Annotated in this window: 20 protein-coding genes; 6 read left to right on the top strand and 14 right to left on the bottom strand. The window is 73.8% G+C overall.

Translation table 11 applies throughout. The annotated features are described in order from the left end of the window. Nucleotides 1-202: hypothetical protein (locus HCN56_RS25720; RefSeq protein WP_209312363.1), on the bottom strand; the 202-nt coding region annotated here is incomplete at its 3' end. On the opposite strand from HCN56_RS25720, the gene HCN56_RS04865 reads away from it, so the two are divergent. Continuing rightward, nucleotides 188-469 carry an HPr family phosphocarrier protein gene (locus tag HCN56_RS04865; RefSeq protein WP_167968222.1) on the top strand — a complete coding sequence of 94 codons (282 nt, stop codon included), beginning with the start codon at nucleotides 188-190 and terminating at the stop codon, nucleotides 467-469. The two genes, HCN56_RS25720 and HCN56_RS04865, sit on opposite strands and share 15 nt — an antisense overlap. Before the next feature lie 355 nt (nucleotides 470-824). Here HCN56_RS04865 and HCN56_RS04860 read toward each other — a convergent pair whose 3' ends face one another. From HCN56_RS04860 to HCN56_RS04850, 3 genes are all read right to left on the bottom strand, one after another. Continuing rightward, nucleotides 825-1,523, bottom strand: a complete 699-nt coding sequence (locus HCN56_RS04860) for a GntR family transcriptional regulator (RefSeq protein WP_167968226.1) — start codon at nucleotides 1,521-1,523, stop codon at nucleotides 825-827. Between the two features lie 428 nt (nucleotides 1,524-1,951). Further along, complete coding sequence (locus HCN56_RS04855; protein ID WP_209312362.1) at nucleotides 1,952-3,319, bottom strand: M16 family metallopeptidase; 1,368 nt, start codon at nucleotides 3,317-3,319, stop codon at nucleotides 1,952-1,954. A 20-nt stretch (nucleotides 3,320-3,339) separates the two neighbouring features. After that, nucleotides 3,340-4,704, bottom strand: coding sequence for a M16 family metallopeptidase (locus tag HCN56_RS04850; protein ID WP_167968220.1), 1,365 nt, complete (start codon nucleotides 4,702-4,704; stop codon nucleotides 3,340-3,342). Nucleotides 4,705-4,944: 240 nt separating this feature from the next. Between HCN56_RS04850 and HCN56_RS04845 the strand changes: the two genes are divergently transcribed. After that, complete coding sequence (locus tag HCN56_RS04845; RefSeq protein ID WP_167968219.1) at nucleotides 4,945-7,386, top strand: DNA gyrase/topoisomerase IV subunit A; 2,442 nt, start codon at nucleotides 4,945-4,947, stop codon at nucleotides 7,384-7,386. Nucleotides 7,387-7,451: 65 nt separating this feature from the next. On the opposite strand, the gene HCN56_RS04840 is transcribed toward HCN56_RS04845, so the two are convergent. Then, on the bottom strand, nucleotides 7,452-8,681 hold the full coding sequence (locus tag HCN56_RS04840) for a CobW family GTP-binding protein (RefSeq protein ID WP_312871054.1): 1,230 nt from the start codon (nucleotides 8,679-8,681) through the stop codon (nucleotides 7,452-7,454). 206 nt (nucleotides 8,682-8,887) lie between these two features. Continuing rightward, nucleotides 8,888-10,030 carry a citrate synthase/methylcitrate synthase gene (locus HCN56_RS04835; protein WP_167968217.1) on the bottom strand — a complete coding sequence of 381 codons (1,143 nt, stop codon included), beginning with the start codon at nucleotides 10,028-10,030 and terminating at the stop codon, nucleotides 8,888-8,890. A 145-nt stretch (nucleotides 10,031-10,175) separates the two neighbouring features. On the opposite strand from HCN56_RS04835, the gene HCN56_RS04830 reads away from it, so the two are divergent. Both HCN56_RS04830 and HCN56_RS04825 read left to right on the top strand, forming a co-directional pair. Then, nucleotides 10,176-11,429: a citrate synthase gene (locus HCN56_RS04830; RefSeq protein ID WP_167968216.1), complete on the top strand. Its 1,254-nt coding sequence runs from the start codon at nucleotides 10,176-10,178 to the stop codon at nucleotides 11,427-11,429. 97 nt (nucleotides 11,430-11,526) lie between these two features. After that, a complete protein-coding gene (locus HCN56_RS04825; protein ID WP_167968215.1) occupies nucleotides 11,527-12,477 on the top strand; it encodes a ferredoxin family protein in 951 nt (316 codons plus the stop codon). A gap of 95 nt (nucleotides 12,478-12,572) precedes the next feature. Here the strand turns inward: HCN56_RS04825 and HCN56_RS04820 are convergent, their stop codons facing one another. Beyond that, nucleotides 12,573-14,696 (bottom strand): DNA gyrase/topoisomerase IV subunit B, encoded by a 2,124-nt coding sequence (locus tag HCN56_RS04820; protein ID WP_167968214.1) that lies wholly within the window; start codon nucleotides 14,694-14,696, stop codon nucleotides 12,573-12,575. Nucleotides 14,697-15,183: 487 nt separating this feature from the next. Here HCN56_RS04820 and HCN56_RS04815 point away from each other — a divergent pair, with 487 nt between their 5' ends. After that, nucleotides 15,184-15,414, top strand: a complete 231-nt coding sequence (locus tag HCN56_RS04815) for a DUF7455 domain-containing protein (RefSeq protein ID WP_167968213.1) — start codon at nucleotides 15,184-15,186, stop codon at nucleotides 15,412-15,414. A 207-nt stretch (nucleotides 15,415-15,621) separates the two neighbouring features. Here HCN56_RS04815 and HCN56_RS04810 read toward each other — a convergent pair whose 3' ends face one another. The 5 genes from HCN56_RS04810 to HCN56_RS04790 all read right to left on the bottom strand — a co-directional run bounded on the left by HCN56_RS04810 (nucleotide 15,622) and on the right by HCN56_RS04790 (nucleotide 21,882). Further along, a complete protein-coding gene (locus HCN56_RS04810; protein ID WP_167968212.1) occupies nucleotides 15,622-16,458 on the bottom strand; it encodes a serine protease in 837 nt (278 codons plus the stop codon). A 416-nt stretch (nucleotides 16,459-16,874) separates the two neighbouring features. After that, on the bottom strand, nucleotides 16,875-18,419 hold the full coding sequence (locus HCN56_RS04805) for an RNA polymerase sigma factor (protein WP_312871053.1): 1,545 nt from the start codon (nucleotides 18,417-18,419) through the stop codon (nucleotides 16,875-16,877). A 309-nt stretch (nucleotides 18,420-18,728) separates the two neighbouring features. Then, nucleotides 18,729-19,685: a FadR/GntR family transcriptional regulator gene (locus HCN56_RS04800; protein ID WP_167968210.1), complete on the bottom strand. Its 957-nt coding sequence runs from the start codon at nucleotides 19,683-19,685 to the stop codon at nucleotides 18,729-18,731. 181 nt (nucleotides 19,686-19,866) lie between these two features. Beyond that, nucleotides 19,867-20,622 carry an NUDIX hydrolase gene (locus tag HCN56_RS04795; RefSeq protein WP_167968209.1) on the bottom strand — a complete coding sequence of 252 codons (756 nt, stop codon included), beginning with the start codon at nucleotides 20,620-20,622 and terminating at the stop codon, nucleotides 19,867-19,869. Nucleotides 20,623-20,652: 30 nt separating this feature from the next. Then, nucleotides 20,653-21,882 carry a DUF4192 domain-containing protein gene (locus HCN56_RS04790; RefSeq protein WP_167968208.1) on the bottom strand — a complete coding sequence of 410 codons (1,230 nt, stop codon included), beginning with the start codon at nucleotides 21,880-21,882 and terminating at the stop codon, nucleotides 20,653-20,655. Nucleotides 21,883-22,024: 142 nt separating this feature from the next. Here HCN56_RS04790 and HCN56_RS04785 point away from each other — a divergent pair, with 142 nt between their 5' ends. Then, on the top strand, nucleotides 22,025-24,199 hold the full coding sequence (locus HCN56_RS04785) for a RecQ family ATP-dependent DNA helicase (protein ID WP_167968207.1): 2,175 nt from the start codon (nucleotides 22,025-22,027) through the stop codon (nucleotides 24,197-24,199). A gap of 80 nt (nucleotides 24,200-24,279) precedes the next feature. On the opposite strand, the gene rnhB is transcribed toward HCN56_RS04785, so the two are convergent. Further along, the gene (gene rnhB, locus HCN56_RS04780) at nucleotides 24,280-24,990 is read right to left on the bottom strand and encodes a ribonuclease HII (protein WP_167968206.1); all 711 of its coding nucleotides are present in this window, start codon (nucleotides 24,988-24,990) and stop codon (nucleotides 24,280-24,282) included. Nucleotides 24,991-25,081: 91 nt separating this feature from the next. Continuing rightward, nucleotides 25,082-25,690, bottom strand: coding sequence for a YdbC family protein (locus HCN56_RS04775; RefSeq protein ID WP_167968205.1), 609 nt, complete (start codon nucleotides 25,688-25,690; stop codon nucleotides 25,082-25,084). Between the last annotated feature and the right edge of the window lie 74 nt (nucleotides 25,691-25,764).

Here is a 25,764-nt window from a genome sequence, read left to right as displayed (position 1 = left end):
TCAGCAGCGGGGCGCCGCTGTGGGTGACGGCCGCTCGCTGCTGCTCGTTGAGCCCGGTGAGCAGCTGCTCGGGGTCGATCACGGGCCGGGCGGGGTCTCGTGCGAGAGTGGCAGCGGACGAATCGCCCGAACCCGCGTGCGGACCTGCTCGGCACGCGGCCCCCACCCGCACCGGAGGACACAGATCATGGCTGAGCGCCACGTCACCATCGGCTGGCCCGAGGGCCTGCACGCCCGCCCCGCTTCGGTCTTCGTGCGCGCCGTCACCGCGTCCGGCGCCGCGGTGACCATCGCCAAGGGCGACAACCCGCCCGTGAACGCCGCCTCCATGCTGGCGGTGCTCGGCCTGGGGGCCGAGGCCGGTCAGGAAGTGGTGCTCGCCTCCGCCGACGAGGGTGCGGAGGTGGCCCTGGACCGGCTGGCGCGGCTGGTCTCCGAGGGCCTGGAGGAGCTGCCCGAGGCGGTGTGACCGCTTCGGCGCGCCTGCGGCGCCCACACCGGCGGCCGGCCCTCGCAACTTTGCGGTGGTCGGCCGTCGTCGTGCCGGGCGGCGCCCTGCGCCGGGGTCGGGACGGGGAGCCGCGGGCGGTGGGCGCGTTCCGTGACGACGCCGGCTCCCTCTCGGAGCGTCACGGGCGGCCCCTCACCCGCCGGCGGGCCGTCCCCGGAAAAGCCAGGCGGAAATCCCGGGTCGGTTCACGACCGAAGGGCTCTGCACCGTGCGCATGCGAGCGCGGGACCCCGGCCGGAATACCGGGAAAGCAGAAAGCGAATGCGGCGACAAATCCGCGGTTCTCCGCCACGGAAACAATAGGGCCGTCGCGTTACGAACGGCCGCGCGCCGTGTTGACGGGAGGTTTCCGGGGTGCCGGCGGCCGCCCCGCCCGCATCTCCGCCTCGAAGGCGCGGAGGTCCGCGCTGCCCGGCGCGCGGTCGAGCTGCGCGAGAACGACGGCGCGCGCCCGCTCCGCGTCACCGCGGGCGATCGCGTCCACCAGGGCGCCTCGCTCCTGCCAGCTCTCCTCGTCGCGCGCGGCCGGGTCCGGCGGGTGCAGCCAGCGGATCTTCCGCCGGTTCTGCACCAGCAGCGCCGCGAGCGGCGGGCTGCCGGTGGCCTGCGCGACCGTCTCGTGGAACCACTCCGCAAGGGACCGCAGGTCGCCGTCCTGCCCCTGCCCCGCGCGCTGCCGGCCCAGCCGCACCAGGCCGCGCATCACCTTCAGGTGGGCCTCGGTGCGTCGTTGTGCGGCGCGGGCGGCGCCCAGCGGCTCCAGCAGGGCGCGGATGTCCAGCAGATCGGCGGCCTCGCGCTCGTCGGGACGGGCGACACAGGCGCCGGCGTGCCTGCGCGAGACGACGAACCCCTCGGACTCCAGGGTCCGCAGCGCCTCGCGGACCGGTACGCGGGAGACGCCGTACCGCTGCGCGAGCTGCTCTTCCGCCAGTCTCGCTCCGCGGGGGAGCACACCCGCCACGATGTCGTCGCGAATCGCCGCACACACCGACTGCGCCGAAATTCGCATCACAACCCCCATGGCCGGGACGTCCCGGCGCAGGTTCCACCGCCGAGTCACCACCGAACTGTATGACATTCATTCGGGAATTCCGACCGGGCCTCCGGCCACCGCATTCTTTTCGGCCTTCGCCTCCGGAGAGCGGCGTCGCGTCGCACCGGCCCGGCAGGGGCGGGCCGCCGAGCGGTCGGAGGCGGTCGGAGGCGGGGGTCGGGCGCTACGCCGCGTAACCCCGGAACGGCTGGTTCCGGCCCGGGCGGTCCGCGGCGCGGCGCCTGCGGCAGCGGGTCAGGGCGGCGCACCGCGGTCAACGGGGGCGGCTGGAAGCACGCGGCACGCGGCGTCGCCCGGGAGGAAGAAGAGGGCCCGGGGGCGGCGTCGGTGCGCCGTCCCCGGGCCCCGGGGGGCGTATCGGTGCCTTCGCTGGTGACCGGCCCTCAGGCCGTCACCACCGTGACCTCGCCGATACCCAGCTCCTTCATCGGCCCGGCGATCTGGCCGGCGTCGCCGACCAGGACCGTGACCAGCCGGTCCGCGGGGAACGCGTTGACCGCGGCGGCAGTAGCCTCCACGGTCCCGGTCTCCGCGAGCCGCGCGTACAGCGTCGCCTGGAAGTCGTCCGGCAGCTGCTGGTCGACCTGGTCGGCGACGGTGGACGCCACCGCCGCCGCGGTCTCGAACCGCAGCGGCGCCACCCCGACCAGGTTGCGGACCGCGACATCCCTCTCGTCGTCGGTCAGCCCCGACTCCGCAAGGGTACGCAGTACCTGCCAGAGATCGGCCATCGCCGGGCCGGTGACGTCCGTGGCGACGGACCCGCTGATGGCGAGCATCGCCGCACCGTCGCCGGCCGCCGAGGACCGCAGCACCTGGGCGAGGGCCCTCATCCCGTAGGTGTAGCCCTTCTCCTCGCGCAGCACCCGGTCGATCCGGGAAGTGAGCGTACCGCCGAGGCAGTACACGCCCAACGTCTGGGCCGGCCAGACCGAGTCGTGGCGGTCCGGGCCGACCCGCCCGATCAGTACCTGGGTCTGCACCGACCCCGGACGGTCCACGATCACGACCCGGCCGGTGTCGTCGGCGACCACGGGCGGCAGCGGCGCCGAGGCCGCCGCCTCGCCCGTCCACCGGCCGAGCGTCGCGGCGAGCAGCGCGTCCAGGTCCGCACCGGCGAAGTCGCCGACCAGCACCACGGAGGCCCCGGTCGGGTGGACCCAGGCGGCGTAGTACTCCCGGACGGCGGGCGGGTCGATCCGGGCCACCGACTCGGCGGAGCCCTGACGCGGGCGCGAGAGCCGGGAGTCGGCAGGGAAGAGCTCCGCCGAGAGCGCCATCGCGGCGCGGCGGCCCGGGCTCGCCAGCTCGTGCGGGATCTCGTCGAGCCGGTTGCGGACCAGCCGCTCGACCTCCGCGTCGGCGAGCGCCGGCGACGACAGTGCCTCCGCCAGCAGGTCGAGGCCGCGCTCCAGCCGGGAGGCCGGGACCTCCAGCGAGACCCGGATCGAGTCGTGGTCCGCGTGCGCGTCCAGGTTGGCGCCGCAGCGCTCCAGTTCCGCGGCGAACTCCTCGGCCGGGTGGTTCTGCGTCCCCTCCCCCAGGGCGCGCGCCATCAGAGCGGCCACACCTTCCAGGTGCTCGGGCTCCGCCGTCAGCGGGACGGGCAGGCACACCTCGACGGCGATGACCTGCTGGCCGGGCCGGTCCACCCGCAGCACCCGCAGGCCGTTGGGCAGTTCGGAGCGCTCGGGCGCCGGGAAGGCCCACGGCACCGGCTCGCCGCCGACGGGGCGGGGGTGGAGGTCCATCGCGGGGGTGATGGCGTCGGTCACAGCTGCTCCTTCGCGTCGTCGCCGGCCTCGGTGCCGTCCTCGGCACCGGTGGGCTCGTACACCAGCGCGGCCCGGTTGTCGGACCGCAGTCGGGCCGCGGCGATCTGCCGCACCTCCTCGGCGGTGACGTCCAGCAGCCGGTCCACGGCGGTCAGTGCCAGCTTCGGGTCGCCGAAGAGCACCGCGTACCGGCAGAACTCGTCGGCCCGGCCGGCGGCGGTGGAGAGCCGGTCCAGCCACTCGCGCTCCAACTGCGCCTGGGCACGCTCCATCTCGCGCTCGGTGGGGCCGTCCTCGGCGAAGCGGCGGAGCTCCTCCGCGACGGCGGCCTCGATCGCGGGGATCTCCGCGTCGCCGGACGCCTTCACGTCCAGGAAGGCGAAGGAGGGTGCGCCCGCGAGCCGCATCATGCCGAACCCCGCGGTCACCGCGGTGCCGTCACGGCGGACCAGCCGGTTGTACAGGCGGGAGGACTCGCCCCCGCCGAGGACGGTGAGCGCCACGTCGGCGGCGTCCGCCTCGCGGGTGCCGTCGTGGGGCAGCCGGTAGGCGGCGATCAGCGCTCGGGAGGGGACGTCCTCCTCGACGACCTCGCGGAGGTCCGCGCCGATGACGTCGGGCAGCGAGCCGTCGCGCGGCGGCTGCTTGCCGTCGTGCGCGGGGATCGAGCCGAAGTACTTCTCGATCCAGGCCAGCGTCCGCTCGGTGTCGAGGTCGCCGACGACCGAGAGCACCGCGTTGCCCGGGGCGTAGTAGGTGCGGAAGAACGCGCGGGCGTCCTCCAGCGAGGCCGCGTCCAGGTCGGCCATGGAGCCGATCGGCGTGTGGTGGTACGGGTGGCCGTCGGGGTAGACCATGGCGGTCAGCCGCTCGAAGGCGGTGCCGTAGGGCACGTTGTCGTACCGCTGCCGCCGCTCGTTCTTCACCACGTCGCGCTGGTTCTCCATGGACTCGTCGTCCAGCGCGGTGAGCAGCGTGCCCATGCGGTCGGCCTCCAGCCAGAGCGCGAGCTCCAGCTCGTGGGCGGGCATGGTCTCGAAGTAGTTGGTGCGCTCGAAGCTGGTGGTGCCGTTCAGGGAACCGCCCGCGGACTGCACCAGCTCGAAGTGCCCGTTGCCCGGGACCTGCGCCGACCCCTGGAACATCAGGTGCTCGAAGAGGTGCGCGAGGCCGGTGCGCCCGGGGACCTCGTGGCGGGAACCGACGTCGTACCAGAGGCAGACTGCGGCGACCGGGGTCTGGTGGTCCTCGGAGAGGACGACCCGCAGACCGTTGGCGAGCCGGTGTTCGGTCACCGCCGGCGGAGCGGGGGCGTTCTCCCGCCCGTCCGCGGCGTGTTGGTCGGTGGCCGTGTGGCCCATAGGTGTGGGGTCCCTTCGTTCGGTCGGTCGATCCTCCTGGCTCGCTGTCACTGTATGCGTGCCGACGGCCGATGTGGGCCACGTCGCGGTACCCGTCGACCTGCGCGGAAGAACCGCGCAACCGGGTCCCGGCGCCCCGCTGTCCGCGCGGCGGTCCACAATGGTCCGCAGCACCGCGCCGGTCGACGGGCCGGCGGTGGTGCGCCCGCCCACCCATGCCCCCGAAGGAGCCGCGCCGCGATGGCCCGCCGCAGCACGAAGACCCCGCCAGCAGACGACTTCGACGAGCGCATCCTCGACATCGACGTCGTCGACGAGATGCAGGGCTCGTTCCTGGAGTACGCCTACTCGGTGATCTACTCGCGCGCGCTGCCCGACGCCCGCGACGGGCTGAAGCCGGTGCACCGACGCATCCTGTACCAGATGCACGACATGGGGTTGCGCCCGGAGCGCGCACACGTGAAGTGCGCGCGGGTGGTCGGCGAGGTGATGGGCAAGCTCCACCCGCACGGCGACGGTGCCATCTACGACGCACTCGTCCGGATGGCCCAGCCGTTCTCCATGCGGGTCCCGCTGGTCGACGGCCACGGCAACTTCGGCTCGCTCGGCAACGACGACCCGCCGGCCGCCATGCGGTACACCGAGTGCCGGTCCACCCCGGTGGCGGGGCTGATGGTCGCCTCCATCGACGAGGACACCGTCGACTTCGCGCCGAACTACGACGGCAGCGAGCAGGAACCGGTCACCCTGCCCGCCGCCTACCCGAACCTGCTGGTCAACGGCGCCTCCGGGATCGCGGTCGGCATGGCGACCAACATGCCGCCGCACAACCTCACCGAGGTGATCGCCGCCGCCAAGTACCTGATCAAGCACCCGGGGGCCGACCTGGCGACCCTGATGCGGTTCGTGCCGGGGCCCGACCTCCCGACCGGCGGGCAGATCGTCGGCCTCGACGGCATCCGCGACGCCTACACCAAGGGGCGCGGCACTTTCCGCATCCGCGCGACCGTCGCGGTGGAGCAGGTGACCCCGCGCCGCAAGGGCCTGGTGGTGACCGAACTCCCGTTCGCGGTGGGGCCGGAGAAGGTCGTCTCCAAGATCAAGGACCTCGTCAACGCCAAGAAGCTCCAGGGCATCGCCGACGTCAAGGACCTCACCGACCGGGCGCACGGCCTGCGGCTCGTCATCGAGGTGAAGAACGGCTTCCACCCCGAGGCAATCCTGGCGCAGCTGTACAAACTGACGCCGATGGAGGAGTCGTTCGGCGTCAACAACGTCGCCCTGGTCGACGGACAGCCGCTCACCCTCGGGCTCAAGGAGCTGCTCCAGGTCTATCTCGACCACCGGTTCGAGGTGGTACGCCGGCGGAGCGAGTTCCGCCGCACCCGCCGCCGGAACCGGCTGCACCTGGTCGAGGGGCTGCTCGTCGCGCTGCTCGACATCGACGAGGTCATCCGGATCATCCGCGCCAGCGACAACGCGGCCGCGGCGAAGGACGGGCTGATCGAGCGGTTCGGCCTCTCCGAGATCCAGACCCAGTACATCCTGGACACCCCGCTGCGACGGCTGACCCGGTTCGACCGGATCGAGCTGGAGAGCGAGCGGGACCAGCTGACCGCCGAGATCGCGGAACTGACGGGAATTCTGGAGTCCGACGCGGAACTGCGCAAGCTCGTCTCCTCCGAACTCACGGAGATCTCCCGCAAGTACGGCACCCCGCGGCGCAGCGTGCTGGCCGACGCGGAGGGCGCCGTGATCGCCGACGTGCCGCTGGAGGTGCCCGACGACCCCTGCCGCGTGCTGCTCTCCTCGACGGGGCTGGTGGCGCGCACCGTCGACCCCGGCGGCGCGCTCCGCGACGGCGGTCGGCGCGTCAAGCACGACGTGGTCGCCTCGGCCGTCCTCGCCACGGTCCGCGGCGAGGTCGGCGCCGTCACCTCCACCGGTCGGCTGCTGCGGCTGTCCGTGGTCGACCTGCCGCTGCTGCCGCCGGAGGGCTTCTCCGACCTGTCGGCCGGCGCCCCGCTGGCGGAGTTCCTCTCGCTGGCAGACGGGGAGCGGGTCGTCTGCCTGACCACCCTCTCGGAGTCCTCGCCCGGTCTCGCGCTCGGCACCGAACAGGGCGTCGTCAAGCGGGTGGTGCCCGACTACCCCCTCACCAAGGACGAGTTGGAGGTCATCACCCTCAAGGAGGGCGACCGCATCGTCGGCGGGGCCGAACTGCGCACCGGCGAGGAGGACCTCGTCTTCATCACCGACGAGGCGCAGCTGCTGCGCTACCAGGCCGGGCAGGTCCGGCCGCAGGGCCGGCCCGCCGCGGGCATGGCGGGCATCAAGCTCGCCGACGACGTGAAGGTGATCTCGTTCACCGTGGTGGACCCGGGCAGCGAGGCGGTGGTGGTGACGGTCGCGAACAGCGACGAGACCCTCGACGAGGGCGGCGGCGCCAAGATGACGCCGTTCGACCAGTTCCCGCGCAAGGGCCGGGCCACCGGCGGCGTGCGCTGCCAGCGGTTCCTGAAGGGCGAGAGCGGGTTGGAGTTCGCCTGGGCGGGATCGCTGCCGGCCCGGGCGGCCGGTCCCGGGGGCACGGCGGCCGAACTCCCCGCCGCCGACCCGCGCCGTGACGGCTCGGGCACGCCGCTGGCGAAGCCGATCGAGGTCATCGGCGGGGCTTCCTGACCGCCTCGGCACCGGTGCGGGCGGAGCCGCGGCGCTCCGCCCGCACCGCGGGTGCGCGGCCGGGGCTACCGCCCCCGGGCCTCGCCGACGGGCAGGCCCGGGTGGTGCGGGCCCTCCTCGAACTCGGGCGGGTCCTCGAACTCGGGTGCGTCTCCGAGCTCCGGCGGGTCCTCGAAATCCGGCGGGTCCTCGAAATCCGGAACGGCGACGCCGCCCGGTTCCGGGCCCGCGCCGGGCGGCGGTCCCCCGACGCCCGGCTCCCCCGCCGCCACGTGCGGTGCCGTTGTCCGCTCGGTGAAGCGGAGCACCCCGTACAACGCCGCCGGCCCCGTCTCGTCCGGGTCGGGGCCGACGCAGGCGGCAAGCTGGGCGCGCAAGGCGTCGGCGTCGATACCGCTCCCGATCAGCACCAGCCGTGTCGCCGCCGCCTCGTCCCGCCGCCACCGCTCGGGGTGGAAGCGGAGGAAGCCGCCGACTGCGTGGAGGTCCCACCGCCGGTCCTCGCCGCCCGCGCCCAGGTGCACCGCCCCCTTGATCCGGTAGAGACCGGGGGGACGGGTGTCCAGGAAGGCCGTCAACCGGCGCGGACTCAGCGGCTCGGCGGCGGTGAACTCCACGCTCTGGTAGGCGGCGTGCGGGTGAGCGGTGCGGTCGTCCGGGGCGAGGAGGTCCTCGAAGGAGAGCTGCCCGTCGTGGTGGCTGCGGGCACGGCCCGCCTCCCGGTCGAAGAACAGACCGGGGTCGACGCGCGCGTGCCGGGTGGTGACGACGGGGGCCGGCCCGGCCAGTTCCCGCACGAGGCGCAGGAGTCCGTCCCGCTCGGCCTCCGGGGTGCGGTCGGTCTTGTTGAGGACGACGAGGTCCGCGACGGCCAGGTGCCGGTCGAGCTCGGGGTGTCGGCGGCGGGTGTCGGCGAACTCGGCGCCGTCGACGACCTCCACCAGGCCGCCGTAGACGATCCGCCGGTCGGCGCTGGCGAGGATGGTGCGGATGAGGGTCTGCGGCTCCGCGAGCCCGCTCGCCTCGACGACCACCAGGTCGATGCGGGCGGCGGGATCGGCCAGCCGGGCGAGCGCGGTGTCCAGCTCCGCCGGGTCGACCGCGCAGCAGAGGCAGCCGTTGCCGAACGAGACCATGGCGTCGACCTGTCCCGCGACCGCCATCGCGTCGACCTCGATGGCGCCGAAGTCGTTGACGACGGCACCGATGCGGATGCCCTCGCGGTTGTGCAGCAGATGGTTGAGCAGGGTCGTCTTGCCGGCGCCGAGGAACCCGGCGAGCACCAGGACCGGGATGCGGCCCCCGGTGGTGGCCGCGGCCGGGCCACCGGGGTCGGCTGCCTCCCGGTCGTCCCCGGGGTGGTGGTGGGGGCCGTCCTGCGACACGTGGCGTCCTTCCTCGGCGGCGGCCCGGCCGGGGCGGCGGGCGGGAGCCAGCTTAGGCAACGCACGGGCATCGCGCGGCAGCCCGCCCACCGGCCGGCAGGGCGGGCCCCGCCGCCTCAGCGCACGGGCACCGGCTGCGGCGGAGTGGGGCCCGTGTAGCGCGCGGCCGGTCGGATGATCTTCCCGTCCTGCGCCTGCTCGAGGATGTTGGCACTCCAGCCGACCACCCGCGCCGTGGCGAAGGTGGGGGTGAACATCTCCCGCGGCAGCCCGCAGAGTTCCATGACGACGCCCGCGTAGAACTCGACGTTGGTGTGCAGGGCGCGTCCGGGCTTCAGCTCGGCGAGCACCGCCTCGACCCGCTGCTCCACGGCGACCGCCAGGTCGACGAGGTCGCCGCCGAACTCCTGCGCGATCTCCCGCAGCATCCGGGACCGGGGGTCCTCGGTGCGGTAGACGGGGTGGCCGAAACCCATGATGCGGCCGCCGGCGAGCACCTGCTCGCGCACCCAGGCGTCGGCGCGGGAGGGGTCCCCGATGGCGTCCAGGGTGTCCAGGGCGCGGCTGGGGGCCCCGCCGTGCAGCGGCCCCGAGAGGGCGCCCACGGCGCCGGTCAGGCAGGCGGCGAGGTCGGCGCCGGTGGAGGCGATGACCCGCGCGGTGAAGGTCGAGGCGTTGAAGCCGTGGTCGACGGTCGAGACGAGGTAGCTCTCCACCGCTCGCGCGTGGCGCGGGTCGGGCTCCCGCCCGGTCAGCATGTACAGGTAGTTCGCCGCGTGGGAGAGGTCACCGCGGGGCTCGACCGGCCCGAGGCCCTGCTGCAGCCGGTGGAGCGCGGTGAGCAGGGTCGGCACCACGGCGCAGAGGCGCAGCGCGTCCTCGGCGCGCTCCTGCGGGGAGAGGTCGTAGACCGGCCGCAGCCCGAGGGCCGCGCCGGTCACGGAGAGCGCGGAGCGCAGGCCGGCGAGCGGCCCGCCGCCCGTCGCGGCCAGCGCGGGCAGCACCTCCCGCACCGGGGGCGGGAGTTCGCGCGCGGCCGCGGTACGGCGGGTGAAGGCGGCGGCGTGGTCGGCGTCGGGGAGGTGGCCGTGGACCATCAGGTACCAGACGTCCTCGAAGCTCCGCTGCCGCGCGAGGTCGACGGCCGAGTACTGGCGGTAGTGGTAGAAGCCTTCGTTGCCGCGGACGTCGCCGATCGCCGTGTCCGTGACGACGACGCCGGCCAGCCCGCGGGGGACGTCGGTGTGTGCGGTGGTCATGGCTGCTCCCGGCGGTGAGGGGGTGGGGCCCGACACGTCGGCCGGGTCGAGGACACGGTCGACACGGACCGCCCTTGATCCGACTGTCAACCATTGATCTCTCTACTGTCAATATTGATTGAATCAGTGTTGAGAGGATGGCGTCATGACCGACGACGCGGGAACCGAGCGACTCACCACCCGGCAGGCGGCGGACCGCCTGGGGGTGAAGCCCGAGACCGTCTACGCCTACGTCAGTCGCGGGCTGCTCCGGCGGCACCGCTCCCCCAGCGGTCGCGGCAGCACCTTCGACGCGGCCGAGGTCGACCGGCTCTCGCAGCGGTCGGGCAGGCGCCCGGCGGCGACCGGCCCGGTGGCGGCCCCGCTGGCGACGGGCATCACCCTGATCGAGGGCGACCGGTGCTACTACCGCGGCGTGGACAGCTCCGCCCTCGCGGCGCGCCACGGCTACGAGGAGGTGGCGCAGTGGCTGTGGACCGGTGAGCCGGCGCCGGGGGTGCGGTTCACGGCGCCACCCGGGCAGATCGCCCACGCCCGCGCCGCCGTCGCCGCGCTGCCCGCCACGGGCACCGCCGAGGACCGCCTCCACGCCGCCACGGTCGCCGCGTCCGCGGGCGACCCGCTGCGCTCGGACCTGACACCGGCCACCGTGCACGCCACCGCCCGCGCCCTCGTCGCGACCCTGGTGGAGGCGCAGCCGGTGCTCGGCCCGCCCCCGGCGGCGGGAGCGCCGCTGGCAGCGCGGCTGTGGCCCCGGCTCACCGCCCGGCCGCCGTCCGAGGCCGGCCTGCGCGCGCTCGACGCGGCGCTGGTGCTGCTGCTCGACCACGACATGGCCGTCTCCACCCTCGCCGCGCGCGTCGCCGCGACCGCGCGCGCCCACCCGTACGCCGTGACCCTCGCCGGGCTCGGCGCCCTCGACGGGCCGCTGCACGGCGCGGCCGCGGCGCCGGCCCACCGCATGGTGCGGGAGGCGGTGGAACGCGACGGGGCCCCCGGAGCCGCGGACGGCGCTGCCGCGGTGGTCGGCGCCCGGCTGCGTGAGGGCTCCCGCGTCCCGGGCATCGGCCACCTGCTCTACACCGGCAGCGACCCCCGGGCCGAGACTCTCTTCGAACTGCTGGCCGCCGTACCGGAGGCCGCCGCGGCACTGGACGCGTCCCGGAGGATCGTGGCGGCCGCCGGCCGCCACCGCGCCGCGTTCGGCAACGTCGACCTCGCCCTGGCCACCCTCTCGGTGGGCTGCGGCATGCAGCCCGAGGCAGGGCAGGTCGTCTTCGCCGTCGCCCGCACCAGCGGCTGGGTGGCGCACGCGCTGGAGGAGTACGCCGAGCCCGCCATGCGGCTGCGTCCCACCGGCCACTACCGGGGCCCCCGGCCGCCGCGGCCCGTGCCCTGAGCCGGCGGGCCCCGGCGGGGGCGCCGCCGGGCCCCCCGGAGCGGGCGCGGCTAGGCTCGACGGTGTACCACCCCCGTACCGACAGGCGGCCCCCTCCGTGACGTTCTGCGCCGACGCCTCGCGCGACCAGGCCGAGTCCCTCGCCGGGACCGCCGCCACCGCCCGCACCTGGCTGCTGCTGGAACAACCGGGCCCCTGGGGCGCCAAGGCGCTCACCCAGAGCCGACTCGACCCCGCGCTGGGGCGGTTCCTGGAGTCGGCACCGGAGAGCGGCGTCCGGGCGGCGCTGATCCGCCGCCCCGGGCGGGACGCCCGCCTCGGCGGCGCGCGCCGTGTCCTCCTCGCCCACACGCCTCCCGGCCGGGCCTGGGTCCGCACCGCCCTGATCGACGACCCCGAGGAGCTGCGCGCCCTGGACCTGGCGGCGTTGGCCGCCGGAGACCACGGCGGCTTCGGTGAGCCTCACCCGGGCGGGCCGGTCGCGCTGGTCTGCACCAACGGCCGACGCGACCGGTGCTGCGCGATGCTGGGACGGCCGCTGGCCGCCGAGCTGGCCGCCGCGGGGCATGACGTCTGGGAGACCACCCACATCGGCGGCCACCGGTTCTCGCCGACCCTGCTGACCCTGCCCCACGGCTACGCCTGGGGCCGGATGTCGGCAGCGACCGCGCGACACGTCCTCGCGGAGCTGGGCGAGGGCCGCACCGTCGTCGACGGCTGCCGGGGGCGCAGCTGCTGGCCGCGCCCGGCGCAGGCCGCCGAGCTGGCCGTCCGACGGTACGGGGCCGACCCGCACGCCGACGCCCTGGAGGTCGTCGACGTGGTCGACACGGCCGGGGACGACACGGTCGGCACTGCCGGCGAACCGCGGCCCGGTCGGTGGCGGGTGACGGTCGCCCGGCTCGACGGCCGGCAGCACTGGGAGGCGACCGTGGCGGAGAAGGCCACCCTGCCCGCCTCCCCGGCGAGCTGCGGCGCCGCCGCTCTCCCCCAGTCGCGCATGGAAGTCCTCGCCGTCCGGCCGCTGCTGCCGGCGTCGGCCGACTGACCCGGCCGCGGGCCACGGGATGCCGACGAACCGGCGGGGGCCGGGCAGCCTCGGGCTGCCCGGCCCCCGCCGGCTGTGTGCGGTGCGCGCCGTGGTCAGGTGTCGATGCGCGAGCGGTCCAGCGTCGCGGCCGAGTTGGTGATGAACTCGCGTCGCGGCGCGACCTCGTTGCCCATCAGCAGGGCGAACGACTGCTCCGCCGCCTCCAGGTCGCTGATGTTGATGCGGCGCAGGGTCCGGTACCGCGGGTCCATGGTCGTCTCCGCGAGCTGGTCGGCGTCCATCTCCCCGAGGCCCTTGTACCGCTGCACGGACTCCTTGTAGCGGACGCCCTCCTGCTCCAGCCGCAGCAGGGTGTCGCGCAGCTCCCGGTCGGAGTAGGTGTAGACGTACTTGTCCTGCCCCTTGCGGGGATGCGTCAGCTCGATGCGGTGCAGCGGCGGGACCGCGGAGAAGACCCTGCCCTCCTCGACCATGGGGCGCATGTAGCGCTGGAACAACGTCAGCAGCAGGCAGCGGATGTGGGCGCCGTCGACGTCCGCGTCGGCGAGGAAGATCACCTTGCCGTAGCGCGCCTGGTCGATGTCGAAGGTCCGCCCGGAACCGGCCCCTATGACCTGGATGATCGCGCTGCACTCGGCGTTCTTCAGCATGTCGGAGACCGAGGACTTCTGGACGTTGAGGATCTTGCCCCGGATCGGCAGCAGCGCCTGGAACTCGGAGTTCCGGGCGAGCTTCGCGGTGCCCAGCGCGCTGTCGCCCTCGACGATGAACAGCTCGCTGCGCTCGACGTCGTCGCTACGGCAGTCCGCGAGCTTGGCGGGGAGTGCGGAGGACTCCAGCGCGGTCTTCCGGCGCTGCGCCTCCTTGTGCTGGCGGGCCGCGATCCGGGTCCGGGCGGCGGCGACCGCCTTCTCCAGCACCGTGCGGGCCTGCTGCTTGTCGTCCCGCTTGGTCGAGGTGAGGAACGCCTTGAGCTCCTTCGCCACGACCTGGCCGACGATCCGGGTGGCGGCCGAGGTGCCGAGCACCTCCTTGGTCTGGCCCTCGAACTGCGGTTCGGCGAGCCGGACCGTCACGACGGAGGTCAGCCCCTCCAGGGCGTCGTCCTTGACGACGTCGTCCTCGGCGACGCGCAGCAGCTTGGCGGAGCGCAGCACCTCGTTGACGGTGCGGGTGACCGCCCGCTCGAAGCCGGCGACGTGGGTGCCGCCCTTGGGGGTGGCGATGATGTTGACGAACGACTTGAGCGTGCTGTCGTAGCCGGTGCCCCACCGCATCGCCACATCCACCTCCAGCTCGCGGCGGACCTCGGTGGGGATCATGTGGCCGCGGTCGTCCAGGACCGGCACGGTCTCCTTGAAGGTGCCCGAGCCGCGCAGGCGGAGCACGTCGCTGATCGGCTTGTCCGGCGCGAGGAACTCGCAGAACTCGCTGATGCCGCCCTCGTAGTGGAAGGTCTCGGTCGTGACCCCGGCCCCGTCCTCCCCCGGCTGCCGCTCGTCGCGCACCACGATGGTCAGCCCCGGCACCAGGAAGGCGGTCTGCCGGGCGCGGCCGTACAGCGTGTCGAGGGAGAGCCGGGCGTCCCGCAAAAAGATCTGGCGGTCCGCCCAGTACCGGACCCGGGTGCCGGTGCGGCTCTTCGCGATCTTGCGGCCCGCGACCAGCCCGCCCGCCGGGTCGAAGGGCGCGTCGGGGCCCTGCTGGGTGAAGATGCCGGGGGTGCCCCGGCGGAAGCTGACGGAGTGGGTGCGGCCCCCGCGGTCCACCTCGACGTCGAGGCGGGCGGAGAGCGCGTTCACCACCGAGGCGCCGACGCCGTGCAGACCGCCGGAGGCGGCGTAGGAGCCGCCGCCGAACTTGCCGCCGGCGTGCAGCTTGGTCATGACGACCTCGACGCCCGAGAGCCCCGTCTTCGGCTCGACGTCGACGGGGATGCCGCGCCCGTTGTCGCGCACCTCCACCGAGCCGTCCTCGCGCAGCAGCACCTCGATGTGGTTGCAGTGGCCGCCCAGCGCCTCGTCGACGGAGTTGTCGATGATCTCCCAGAGGCAGTGCATGAGGCCGCGGCTGTCGGTGGAGCCGATGTACATGCCGGGGCGCTTCCGGACCGCCTCCAGCCCCTCCAGGACGAGCAGGTGCCGCGCGGTGTAGTTGCTCCCGGTGTCACCGCCGGTTAGCAGTGCGGTCGTCGGGGCGGATGTGTCGGCGGTCACGCAGTTCGCTCCTCGCTGAATTCTGCTGGGGTGGCGGGTTCGCCGCTCAGAGGGTACCGAGGCTTGGTAGCGCTGGTGAGCAGGCCACCCGAGAGCGCGATCAGGGTACCCCAGAGTGGTACAGGCGTTCGAAAACTCGATCGGGTGACGTGGACATCGCGTTCCCTTCGAGGCATGAACCATTTAGGCTCCGGGCACGTCCTTGTTCACGAGGACGATGCCGGCAGCGGCAAGTACGGCGCCGCCGGCATCAGCACCGCAGGACCGAAAGACCGGAAAGACCCTCTCACCGTGTTTCGACACGGCTGACACGGAGCACCCAACGCACATACGGCTCTTTCGCCGCCACCCGGCAGCGTTCAGCCGCTTCGGGAGGTATCAGTCGATGCGAGAAGTCCCCGAAGAAAAAGCCGCGAGCGGGAACGTTTTCGGCCTGGTTGGATGTTGACCCTGGTACGACAGCTCGTCGAGCTAGAGAAGAGGCGACGTGACTACTGTTCTGACACCCGCGACCCCGCTGACGGCCGCTGACCGCTGCGACCGCTGCGGCGCCCAGGCGTACCTGCGCGTCGTGCTCGTGAGCGGCGGGGAGCTGCTGTTCTGCGCCCACCACGGCCGTAAGTTCTCCCCCGAGCTCCAGAAGATCGCCGCGGAAATACAGGATGAGACGGAGAAGCTCACCGCGACTCCCGAGACCGCGAACGACGAGGAGCGCTGATCCGGCGGCCTGCCGCACCCACGGGGCCGACGCAACGCGTCCCGACCCACCCGACGGGCTGAGCATCAGGGCGGGCGGTGGCACCCCTCCCCGGGGTTGTCACCGCCCGCTTTGGCATGCCGGGAGGCCACCCGGCCGCCCCTCACGGCGGGGCGGGTGACGTCCGACACAGCCGCTCCCCCGCCACGCGCGGTCGGAATGCCCCGGTCACTCCCGTGCGGCTGCCTGCTGGTCCGCCAGAGCCTCGGCGACCAGCGACCCCCTCGTGTAGACCCCGGGCCGCTCCGGCAGCGCACAGCCGCTTCCCCACGAGACCAGCCCGACCAGCAGCCCGTCCGCCACCAGCGGCCCGCCACTGTCTCCCTGGCAGGCGTCTGCGCCGCCCTCGGCGAGGCCGGCGCAGACCATCACCGACCCCTCGAAGCGCGGACTCCCCGAGGGATAGGCGGCAGCGCAGTCGTCGTCCGAGACCATCAGCACGTCGGCACCGAGCAGGTAGCGGGAGTAGTCGCCCTCCCCGCTGGTGTCGCCCCAGCCGTAGACCTGGGCGTCGTTGCCCTCGCGGTACGCCTCGTGGCCCCGCGGCGCCGCACGGATCACGGAGGACTCCGGCAGGTCGGACTCCAGCGTGAGCAACGCCAGGTCGTGGGTCTGCCGGTTGTCGTCGTACTCCGGGTGAATCCAGGCCGAGGCGACTGCCACCTCCTCACCCACCGCGTCTCCCCCGCGCCCGAGGTCGCTGCGGCCGGCGATGACGGAGAGGTCGGCGGGCAGCTCCGCCTCCGCTTGGCCGCCCGCCCCCAGGCAGTGGGCGGCGGTGGCGACGGTACGGGGAGCGACCACCACGCCCCCGCAGAACTGGCCGGACCGATCCGGTCCGAACTGGTCACGGCTGCTGAGCGCGACCGTCCACGGATGGTCCTCGGCGCGGACGGGCTGGCCGCCCACGACCAGCTCGCCCGCCGATACGGGCGCCCCGGGCAGCAGGGTGAGGGGCAACGACAGCGCGGACGCGGCGAGTAGCAGTCTGGGCAGACGACGCATGCATTCTCCTGACCGAGCGGGTTTGTCTGATCACCCAGGGTCGTCCACTGCTCGGCGCGGCGCATCCCGGATACCCGATCGGGCGAACCACAGCACCGTCCCCGGTCCGCTCACCCGGGACGTCGGTGAGCTCTTCCCCGTCCGGCTCCACGGGCCCGGCGGGGCCACCCCGAACCCGCCACCGCGGTCCCGCCTGTCGCCCCGCCGACGGGCACCGTCACCCGTTCGACGCAGCCGGCCTCGGCGTTCCACCCATCTCACCCGGTCGGCGCACCGTACCCGCCACCATGCGACCCCCGACCCGGCGCTCGGCGGGCGAGCCGCAGCGGGCACGGCGAAGGCCGCCGCCCCGGAGTTCGGGGCGGCGGCCTTCGAATCGGACCGCCACGGGAGTGCGAGGACCCCGCCGCGCGGCGTCAGTCGAGGTAGTCGCGGAGCACCTGCGACCGCGAGGGGTGCCGCAGCTTCGACATGGTCTTGGACTCGATCTGCCGGATGCGCTCACGGGTCACCCCGTAGACCTTGCCGATCTCGTCGAGCGTCTTGGGCTGACCGTCGGTGAGGCCGAACCGCATCGAGACGACTCCGGCCTCCCGCTCGCTGAGCGTGTCGAGCACCGAGTGCAGCTGCTCCTGCAGCAGGGTGAAGCTCACCGCGTCGGCCGGGACCACGGCCTCGGAGTCCTCGATGAGGTCACCGAACTCGCTGTCGCCGTCCTCGCCGAGCGGCGTGTGCAGCGAGATCGGCTCGCGACCGTACTTCTGGACCTCGACGACCTTCTCGGGCGTCATGTCGAGTTCCTTGGCCAGCTCCTCCGGCGTCGGCTCACGGCCGAGGTCCTGGAGCATCTGACGCTGCACGCGGGCGAGCTTGTTGATGACCTCGACCATGTGCACCGGGATGCGGATGGTGCGCGCCTGGTCGGCCATGGCGCGGGTGATCGCCTGGCGGATCCACCACGTCGCGTACGTCGAGAACTTGTAGCCCTTGGTGTAGTCGAACTTCTCGACCGCGCGGATCAGACCGAGGTTGCCCTCCTGGATGAGGTCCAGGAACAGCATGCCCCGCCCGGTGTACCGCTTGGCGAGGGAGACCACCAGGCGGAGGTTGGCCTCCAGCAGGTGGTTCTTGGCGCGCCGGCCGTCCTCGGCGATGATCTCCAGCTCGCGCTTGAGCTTCGGCGCGATCTTGTCGGCGGTGGCGAGTTTGTCCTCCGCGAAGAGGCCGGCCTCGATGCGCTTGGCGAGCTCGACCTCCTGCTCGGCGTTGAGCAGCGGGACCTTGCCGATCTGCTTGAGGTAGTCCTTGACCGGGTCGGCGGTGGCACCGGCCGCCGCGACCTGCTGCGCGGGCGCGTCGTCCTCGTCCTCGTCCGACAGGACGAAGCCCTCGGCCTCCTTGCCCTCGCCCTCGACCTTGCCGTCGGCGCCCTTGCCGCGCGGCGGGACCTCGGCGAGCTCCGCCTCGTCCGGCAGGTCCACGTCGTCCGCGGTCCGCTTGGCCGCGGTCTTCTTGGCGGTGGCCTTCTTCGCTGTCGTCTTCTTGGCGGTGGCCTTCTTCGCCGTCGTCTTCTTGGCGGTGGCCTTCTTCGCAGCGGCGCGCTCGCCCTCGGCGCCGTCGCCCACGGAGGCGGTGGCAGTCTGGGGAGCGGAGACCGTCTTGGCGGCGACCGTCCTGGTGGTGGTCCGCTTCGACGCCGACTTGGCGGCGACGCTCTTGCGGGAGCGCTTCGGCGACTCGGCCGCGCTCACCATCAGCGTCACCCCTTCCTCGTCCAGGATCTGGTTGAGGCCGCGGAGGACGTTCTTCCACTGGGAGGGCGGGATCTGATCGGCTTCGAAAGCCCGGCGGATGTCGTCACCAGCGACCTGCCCTTCGGCCTTGCCCCGCTCGATGAGCGCCATCACAGAACCGGCTTCGGCGATCTCGGCAGGGATCGTACGGGGAGTGCTGGCCGACACGAACAACCTCTCGGAACTTTGGGAACGGCTTCGGCGCCGCCCGGGAGAGCGGCACCGCGACCGGCAGGCCGGACGGCCACCGGATTCGGTGAGCGGCTCGGGCGGCGGCGTCGGAGCGGCTCCGGCGCCGGTCGTCCCGGCTGCTACCTATGAGTCATCGCGCTGCTCCCCGAAGTGTTACGCCGCATTTCGCGTGTCCCGAGTCACACCGCTCTTCCGACTGTAGCGGGCGGGCGACGGGTGTGGCGGGGGGGGGGGGCGGCCCCCCCCCCCCCCCCCCCCCCCCCCCCCCCCCCCCCCCGCGGCGCTTCAGTGCTCACGCGGAGCGGGCACCACGTGCTCCTGGCCCGCCCCGGTGAAAGCCACCTCCGGGCTGGGTGCCAGCAGCTGCCGCACAGCGACCTCGGCGGCGGCCGGCTCGGCGGCGCCCACGGCGTCGACGATCCGCTGATGGTGGCCGACCGAGATCTCGGTCGGGTGCTCACAGGCGGCGGGCCCACCGCCGGAGACCTGGAGCGCGGCGCCCACGATGCCGGAGAGGTGCTCGAGCATCTTGTTGCCGGCGGCCTGGAGCAGCAGCGTGTGGAACTCCGCGTCGGCGCGGGAGAACGTCAGCCCGTCCCCCTGGGCGAGGGCGTGGTTCATGATGTCCACCATGTCGCCGAGGCGCTGCCGGACCTCCTCGTCGCTGTGCCCGGCCGCGAGGCGGGCCGCGAGCGGCTCGATCGTCCAGCGGAGCTCGCACAGCTCACGTCGCTGGTCCTCACGCTGCGGGCCGAAGGCGCGCCACTCGATGATGTCGGGGTCGAGCAGGTTCCAGTCCGCGACGGGGCGGACGCGGGTGCCCACGTTCGGCCGCGCACTCACCAGCCCCTTGGCCTCCAGCACGCGCAGCGACTCGCGCACCACGGTGCGGGAGACCTCGAAACGCTGGCCGATCTCCTCAGGAACGAGGGGCCGGTCGGCGCCGAGGTCGCCGGAGACGATCATCTGCCCCAACTGCTGGACCAGCTGACCGTGCAGCCCGCGCCCCCGGTTGCCCGGCGCCCGGCGCCCCATCCGCCCCATGTCCGAGTCGGCGCCGTCCCACGCGGGGGCGCTGGTGGTGCGTGCGGAGCCGGTGGACTCGGCGTAGGAGTAGCGGTCGAACTCACCCGAACCGGCGACGGAGGGGCGAGCGGCGTTCATCATGGTCTGCGCAAGGGTAGTCACGCATCCTTTGTCGGCGGTGCTCGCCGCTCGCTTGAGGTCTTTGGTGAAAAGCACACGAAAGGGTGATGTTCACCGACCGTATAATTGACGACTAATTACCCCAAAGCGGACAAATATTGCGTGGCGCGCGGTAGTTGCCCCCGCGAGGGGGCGGCGGCGCGGCGGGCGGGCCCGCGCCCGCCGCTCACCGGAGCGGAGCCTCGCGGCCACCCCCGCGGGGCCCGACCCGGGTGGGTCAGACCTCGGGGCGCAGCATCGGCGGGTTCAGCACGGTGGCGGCGCCGGCTCGGAAGAGCTGCGCCGGCCGGCCGCCCTGCCGCGTGGTCGTGCCCCCGGTGGGGACGAGGAAACCGGGGGTCCCCGTCACCTTGCGGTGGAAGTTCCGCGGGTCGAGCACGACACCCCAGACCGCCTCGTAGACGCGCCGCAGCTCGCCCACGGTGAACTCGGGCCCGCAGAAGGCCGCCGCCAGCGCGCTGTACTCCAGCTTGGCGCGCGCGCGTTCGACGCCGTCCGCGAGGATGCGGTCGTGGTCGAAGGCGAGCGGCTCGCGGCCGTCACGCTCGGCGGCGGCCACCCCGGCCCCGTCGAGGAGTTGGTCGACCCGCATCCACGAGGCGCCGCCGGCGTCGCCCCCGGCGACCGGGGCCGGGAGGTCCGGGGCGAGGACGAGGTGCGCGACGCTGACGACCCGCATCCGCGGATCGCGCCCCGGCTCGCCATAGGTGGCCAGCTGCTCGAGGTGGACGCCGGCGTCCCCGCTGTCGGGGCCGTACGCCTGCAGGCCCGTCTCCTCCGCCAGCTCACGCGCCGCCGCCGAGCCGAGGTCCTCGTCCTCCAGGACGAAGCCCCCGGGCAGCCCCCACCAGCCGCGGTACGGTTCCTCGCCCCGGCGGACGACCAGCGCGGAGAGCGCGTGGCGCCGCACGGTGAGCACGACCAGATCCACGGTGACAGCGAACGGCGGATAGTCTGACGGCTCGTAGGGCATGCGGTGATCATAGTTGTCCGCGGGGCGCTGTCAGGGCGTCGCGGGCGTTCCTCCCTCCCGCATGCAGCGCCGCAGCGGCTCGGGGTCCATGCCGTCGTTGACCGCGTGGTGCAGGAGTCGCGCGAAGGTGTAGTCGGGGTCCAGTTCGAGCGCGCGGCCGATCGCGACGCGGGCGGCGGCGTCCTCCCCCAGCGACCAGGCCGTCCACCCGGCCAGCGTCAGCGGAGCCGGTGCGTGCCCCTCGAACGCGCCCACGCACCGCCGGGCGAGGGCACGCCACAGCCTGGCCGCCTCCCGGCCCCGCTCGCCCTCCATCCATCGGGCGGCGCGGTCGCGGGTCACGCGGTCCTGCAGCCCGAGGACCAGTGCCGCCGCCTCGTGCGAGGTGAGCAGCGAGTCGTCACGGGCGTCCGCGGCCGGCTGGTCCGTGCCCCCGAGACCACCGCGGCGGTAACGGGTCAGGACCCGCTCGGCGACGGCCAGGGTCTCGGACCGGACCGCCTCCGCGGCGCCACCGCGTCCGAGCATGCGCGGGACCAGCGTCCGGGCCGTGACGTCGAAGGCGTGGAGCTGCCTGCCGGCGATCGGCTCGCCCAGCGGCCCGACCCGTCGCTCGAGCTCCTTCAGGGAGCCCTGGACCCGTACCCCCGCGTAGGCCGCGGCCGCGGCGATTGTCGGAGTTTCCCCTTCCCGGAGCGGGAAGCCGTCAGGCGGACAGCAGGCGCCCTGCGGGCAGCAGTAGGAGAAGTAGCGGCCGCCGCTGACGCACAGGGCCTCCAGGACGGGTACGTCGCGGGCGCCGCAGGTGGTGCGGACGAGCTGTGCCAGCGGACGCAGCCGTTCCATGACCTGGCCCGGGGTCTCATCGGCCCGGGGGTCCTGGCAGAGGTAGAGCACCATGGCGGTGGGCTGACCGGTGCGGGCGGCGCTGCCCTCCGAGAGGCAGGCCACCATCTCGCGGACGGTGTCGTCCCAGGAGTCCGGGGAGGCCGGCAGGGCGGTGCGGACGCGGCCTCCGACGCGATGGCGGGGTCCGTGGAGCGCGACGAGCACGATCGAGTCGTCCGGGTGGTAGCCGAGCAGGTAGGGCAGGGCGTCGGCGAGCTCCCCGGGGCCGCGCAGGGTCACCCGGGTGTCGTCGCCGGCGGCCGTGGCCTCGGCCCGGTGCGGGGGCAGGTCGCCGGGGCGGCCGGGGGTGAGAGCGGGGTCGGCGGATGCGGTCTCGACGGTGCTGGGCTCGGTGGCCTCGTTGCGATGCATGTCGTCACCGTGCCCGTTGTCGGCGGCGGGTGCGGAAAGTTGTCCACAGCCGGCGTATATGGTCATACCGATCCGACGAAACGCCCGGTTGTCCACAGGGGCGGTTGGCGTTCCCCCGTGCCGATCCGCTTGCATGGGTGCCATGGACGTTCCAGAGCCGGACCCCGCCGCCACCCCGCACCCCGGAGAGCTGCGCCAGGCAGCCGACGCCGTACTCGCCCGCCTGGTGGGCGCGCCCGGCGCCACCCTGCGGGAGGACCAGTGGCGGGCCGTCGAGGCGCTCGTCGCCGACCGCCGGCGAGCTCTGGTCGTCCAGCGCACCGGCTGGGGGAAGTCCGCCGTCTACTTCGTGGCCACCTCCCTCCTCCGGGCGCGGGGCGGTGGCCCCACCGTGATCGTGTCGCCGCTGCTGGCGCTCATGCGCAACCAGATCGCCGCCGCCCGACAGGCCGGGATCACCGCGCGCACGATCAACTCGGCCAACCCCGAGGAATGGGGAGCCGTCCAGCAGGAGGTCGCCGAGGGCCTCGTCGACGTCCTGCTGGTCAGCCCGGAACGACTCAACAACCCCGACTTCCGGGACAACGTCCTGCCCAGCCTGACCGCTGCCACCGGCCTCCTCGTCGTGGACGAGGCGCACTGCATCTCCGACTGGGGCCACGACTTCCGACCCGACTACCGGCGGCTGCGCACGATGCTGCGCGAGCTGCCCGCCGGGGTGCCGGTGCTCGCGACCACCGCCACCGCCAACGCACGGGTGACCGCCGACATCGCCGAGCAGCTGGGAACCCACGAGTCCGGCAGCGCGCTGGTGCTGCGGGGCACCCTGGACCGGGAGAGCCTGCGCCTCTCGGTGCTCGACCTCCCCGACGCCGCGCACCGCCTCGCCTGGCTGGACAACCACCTCGCCGACCTGCCGGGGTCCGGCATCGTCTACGCGCTGACCGTCGCCGCAGCCGAGGAGGTCACCTCCTACCTGCGCGAGCGCGGCCACGCCGTCCTCTCGTACACCGGGCGCACCGAGAACGCCGACCGCGAGTCGGCGGAGGCCGACCTGCTGGCCAACCGCGTCAAGGCCCTGGTCGCCACCTCGGCGCTCGGTATGGGGTTCGACAAACCGGACCTGGGGTTCGTCGTCCACCTCGGCTCGCCCTCCTCCCCCATCGCCTACTACCAGCAGATCGGCCGCGCGGGGCGTGGTGTGCAGCACGCGGAGGTCCTGCTGCTGCCGGGCCGCGAGGACGAGGCGATCTGGAGCTACTTCGCCTCCCTCGCCTTCCCGTCGGAGGAGCAGGTGCGCCGGACGCTGGGCGTGCTCGCGGATGCGGACCGGCCACTGTCGCTGCCCGCGCTGGAGCCGCTGGTGGAGCTGCGCCGGAACCGCCTGGAGATGATGCTCAAGGTGCTGGACGTCGACGGCGCCGTCCGTCGCGTCCGCGGCGGGTGGGAGTCGACCGGCGAGCCGTGGCACTACGACCAGGAGCGCTACGACTGGGTGGCCCGGCAACGCAAGGCCGAGCAGCAGGCCATGCGCGACTACGCCGCCGGTGCCGGCTGCCGCATGGAGTTCCTCAGGCGCCAGTTGGACGACACCGGTGCCGGCCCGTGCGGTCGGTGCGACCGGTGCAGCGGGCACGGCTTCTCCGCCGACGTCTCCGACCAGGCGCTCGACGCCGCCCGCCAGGACCTCGGACGTCCCGGGGTCACCGTCGAGCCCCGCAAGATGTGGCCGACGGGACTGGGCGCGGTCGGTCTCGAACTCAAGGGCAAGATCCCACCCGGTGAGCAGACCGCTCCCGGCCGCGCCCTCGGGCGACTCTCCGACATCGGCTGGGGCAACCGGCTGCGGCCGTTGCTGGCGCCGCACGCGCCGGACCAGGAGGTGCCCGACGACGTGGCCCGCGCGGTGGTGACCGTACTCACCGACTGGGCGCGGGGGCCCGGCGGCTGGGCGTCGGGAGAGGGATCGGTGGCCCGACCGGTCGGCGTCGTCACCGTCGCCTCGCACACCCGGCCGCGGTTGGTGGGGTCGCTCGGTGCTCGCATCGCCGAGGTCGGACGGCTGCCGCTGCTCGGGACGGTGGAGGCCGCGCAGCGGCCCGGTCCGCGGAGCAACAGCGCGCAGCGGCTGCGCGGCCTGCACGACTCCCTGACCGCGGGCCCCGGCCTCACCAAGGCGCTGGCGGAGGCGGCCGGGCCGGTGCTGCTGGTGGACGACTTCACCGACACCGGCTGGACCCTCGCCGTCGCGGGACGCATTCTGCTGCGGGCGGGCGCGACGGCGGTCATGCCGCTGGTGCTGGCCGCCCAGAACTGACCGGGACCGTCGGGCGGTCGTACGCCTCGCCCGGCGGGGCGGCGCCGCCGGCGGGAAGCGCTGCCGCAGGCGAAGCGCGGTCAGAAGAAGCCGAGCTGCCCGCCGTCGTCGTCTGCCGGCTCCGGCGTGCGCCCGGCGCCGCGCGGCGCCGGCAGGCGGAGGTGGCGCCAGCGCGGCAGCGCGTCGAGATACGCCCAGCTCATGCGGTGGTGCTCGGTCGGACCGTGCTCCTCCAGCGCCTGCCGGTGGACGGGCGCCGGGTACCCGGCGTTGCCCTCGAAGCCGAACTCCGGGTGGTGGGCGCCCAGCTCGGCGAGGTGCGCGTCGCGGTGGACCTTGGCGATCACCGACGCCGCCGCCACCGCCACGCACGACTGGTCCCCCTTGATCACCGTCCGCACCTGCCAGGGCCGGCCGAGGTAGTCGTGCTTGCCGTCGAGGATCACGGCGTCGGGACGCTGCGGCAGCGCCTCCAGGGCGCGAACCGCCGCGAGGCGGAGTGCGGCCGTCATCCCGAGGGTGTCGATCTCCTGCGGCGAGGCGTGGCCGAGCCCGAACGCGGTCACCCAGTCGGCCAGTTCCGCCGCGAGGGCGGTGCGCCGGTTGACGGTGAGCAGCTTGGAGTCGGTCAGCCCCTCGGGGGCGCGGCGCAGGCCGGTGACGGCGGCGCAGACGGTGACCGGGCCGGCCCAGGCACCGCGGCCGACCTCGTCCACCCCCGCGACCGTGCGGGCGCCGGTGGTGGCGCGCAGGGATCGTTCGACCGTGTGCGTGGGCGGTTCGTATGGCATGGCGTCCCCACCCTACGCGCGGGCCCGGGCCGCTCCCAGCCGGGCGGCCCGTGACGTCACCGCCGCCCGCGCACGCGGCGCCCCGGTGGCGTCAGACGGTCCAGCGCGGCTCGACGTCGATGACGTCACCCGCGATGCCCTCGATGTCGGCGCCGATCTGGGCGCGCAGCGCCAGCCGTTCGATGCGGTCCCGCCGGTACTTGGCCCGTTCGGCCGCGCTGTCCCACATGGAGAGGACGAGGAACTCCCGGACGCGTTCCGCGGCGGCGAACACACCGCGGAGCATGCCGGGCGAGCCGGCCATCGCGGGGTTCCAGACCTTGGCCTGCATGTGGGCGAAGTGCTCGCCGCGGTCCTCACGCACGAGGCAGTGCGCGACCCGCAGTACGTCGGTGTCGTCGAACCGGGGCTCGAAGCCCAGCTTCACGTCGAAGCGGTACTCGAAGAGCCGGACCTCGGCGTCCCGGAAGCTTCCGCCCTGCGAGGCCGCCAGGCGGTCGTGCGAGCGCGCCATGAACGAGTCGTAGAGCGCGCGACTCTCCCAGAACCCGAAGAGGTGCGCGGTGTCCGGGGCGCCACGGCCCCAACCGCCCCCCTGGCTGCGGAATCCGGGCTCACCGGGCAGCCCGGCCCACTTGCGCTGACCGCGCTCGAACCGGTCCCGGTCCACCACCGAGCACCTCATCCACCTGACCAGCACCGCGCCATCCTATGACCGCCGGGGTCCGCCCGGTACTGGCCGTCCGGAGCCCCGGCCCCCGTCCGGGCGGCCGG

This window comes from Streptomyces lonarensis, assembly GCF_012033735.1.
GTDB classification, from domain to species: Bacteria; Actinomycetota; Actinomycetes; order Streptomycetales; family Streptomycetaceae; genus Streptomyces; species Streptomyces lonarensis.
The sequence above is the reverse complement of the archived record's forward strand: the minus strand, read 5'-3'. Positions and strand labels throughout refer to the sequence as shown.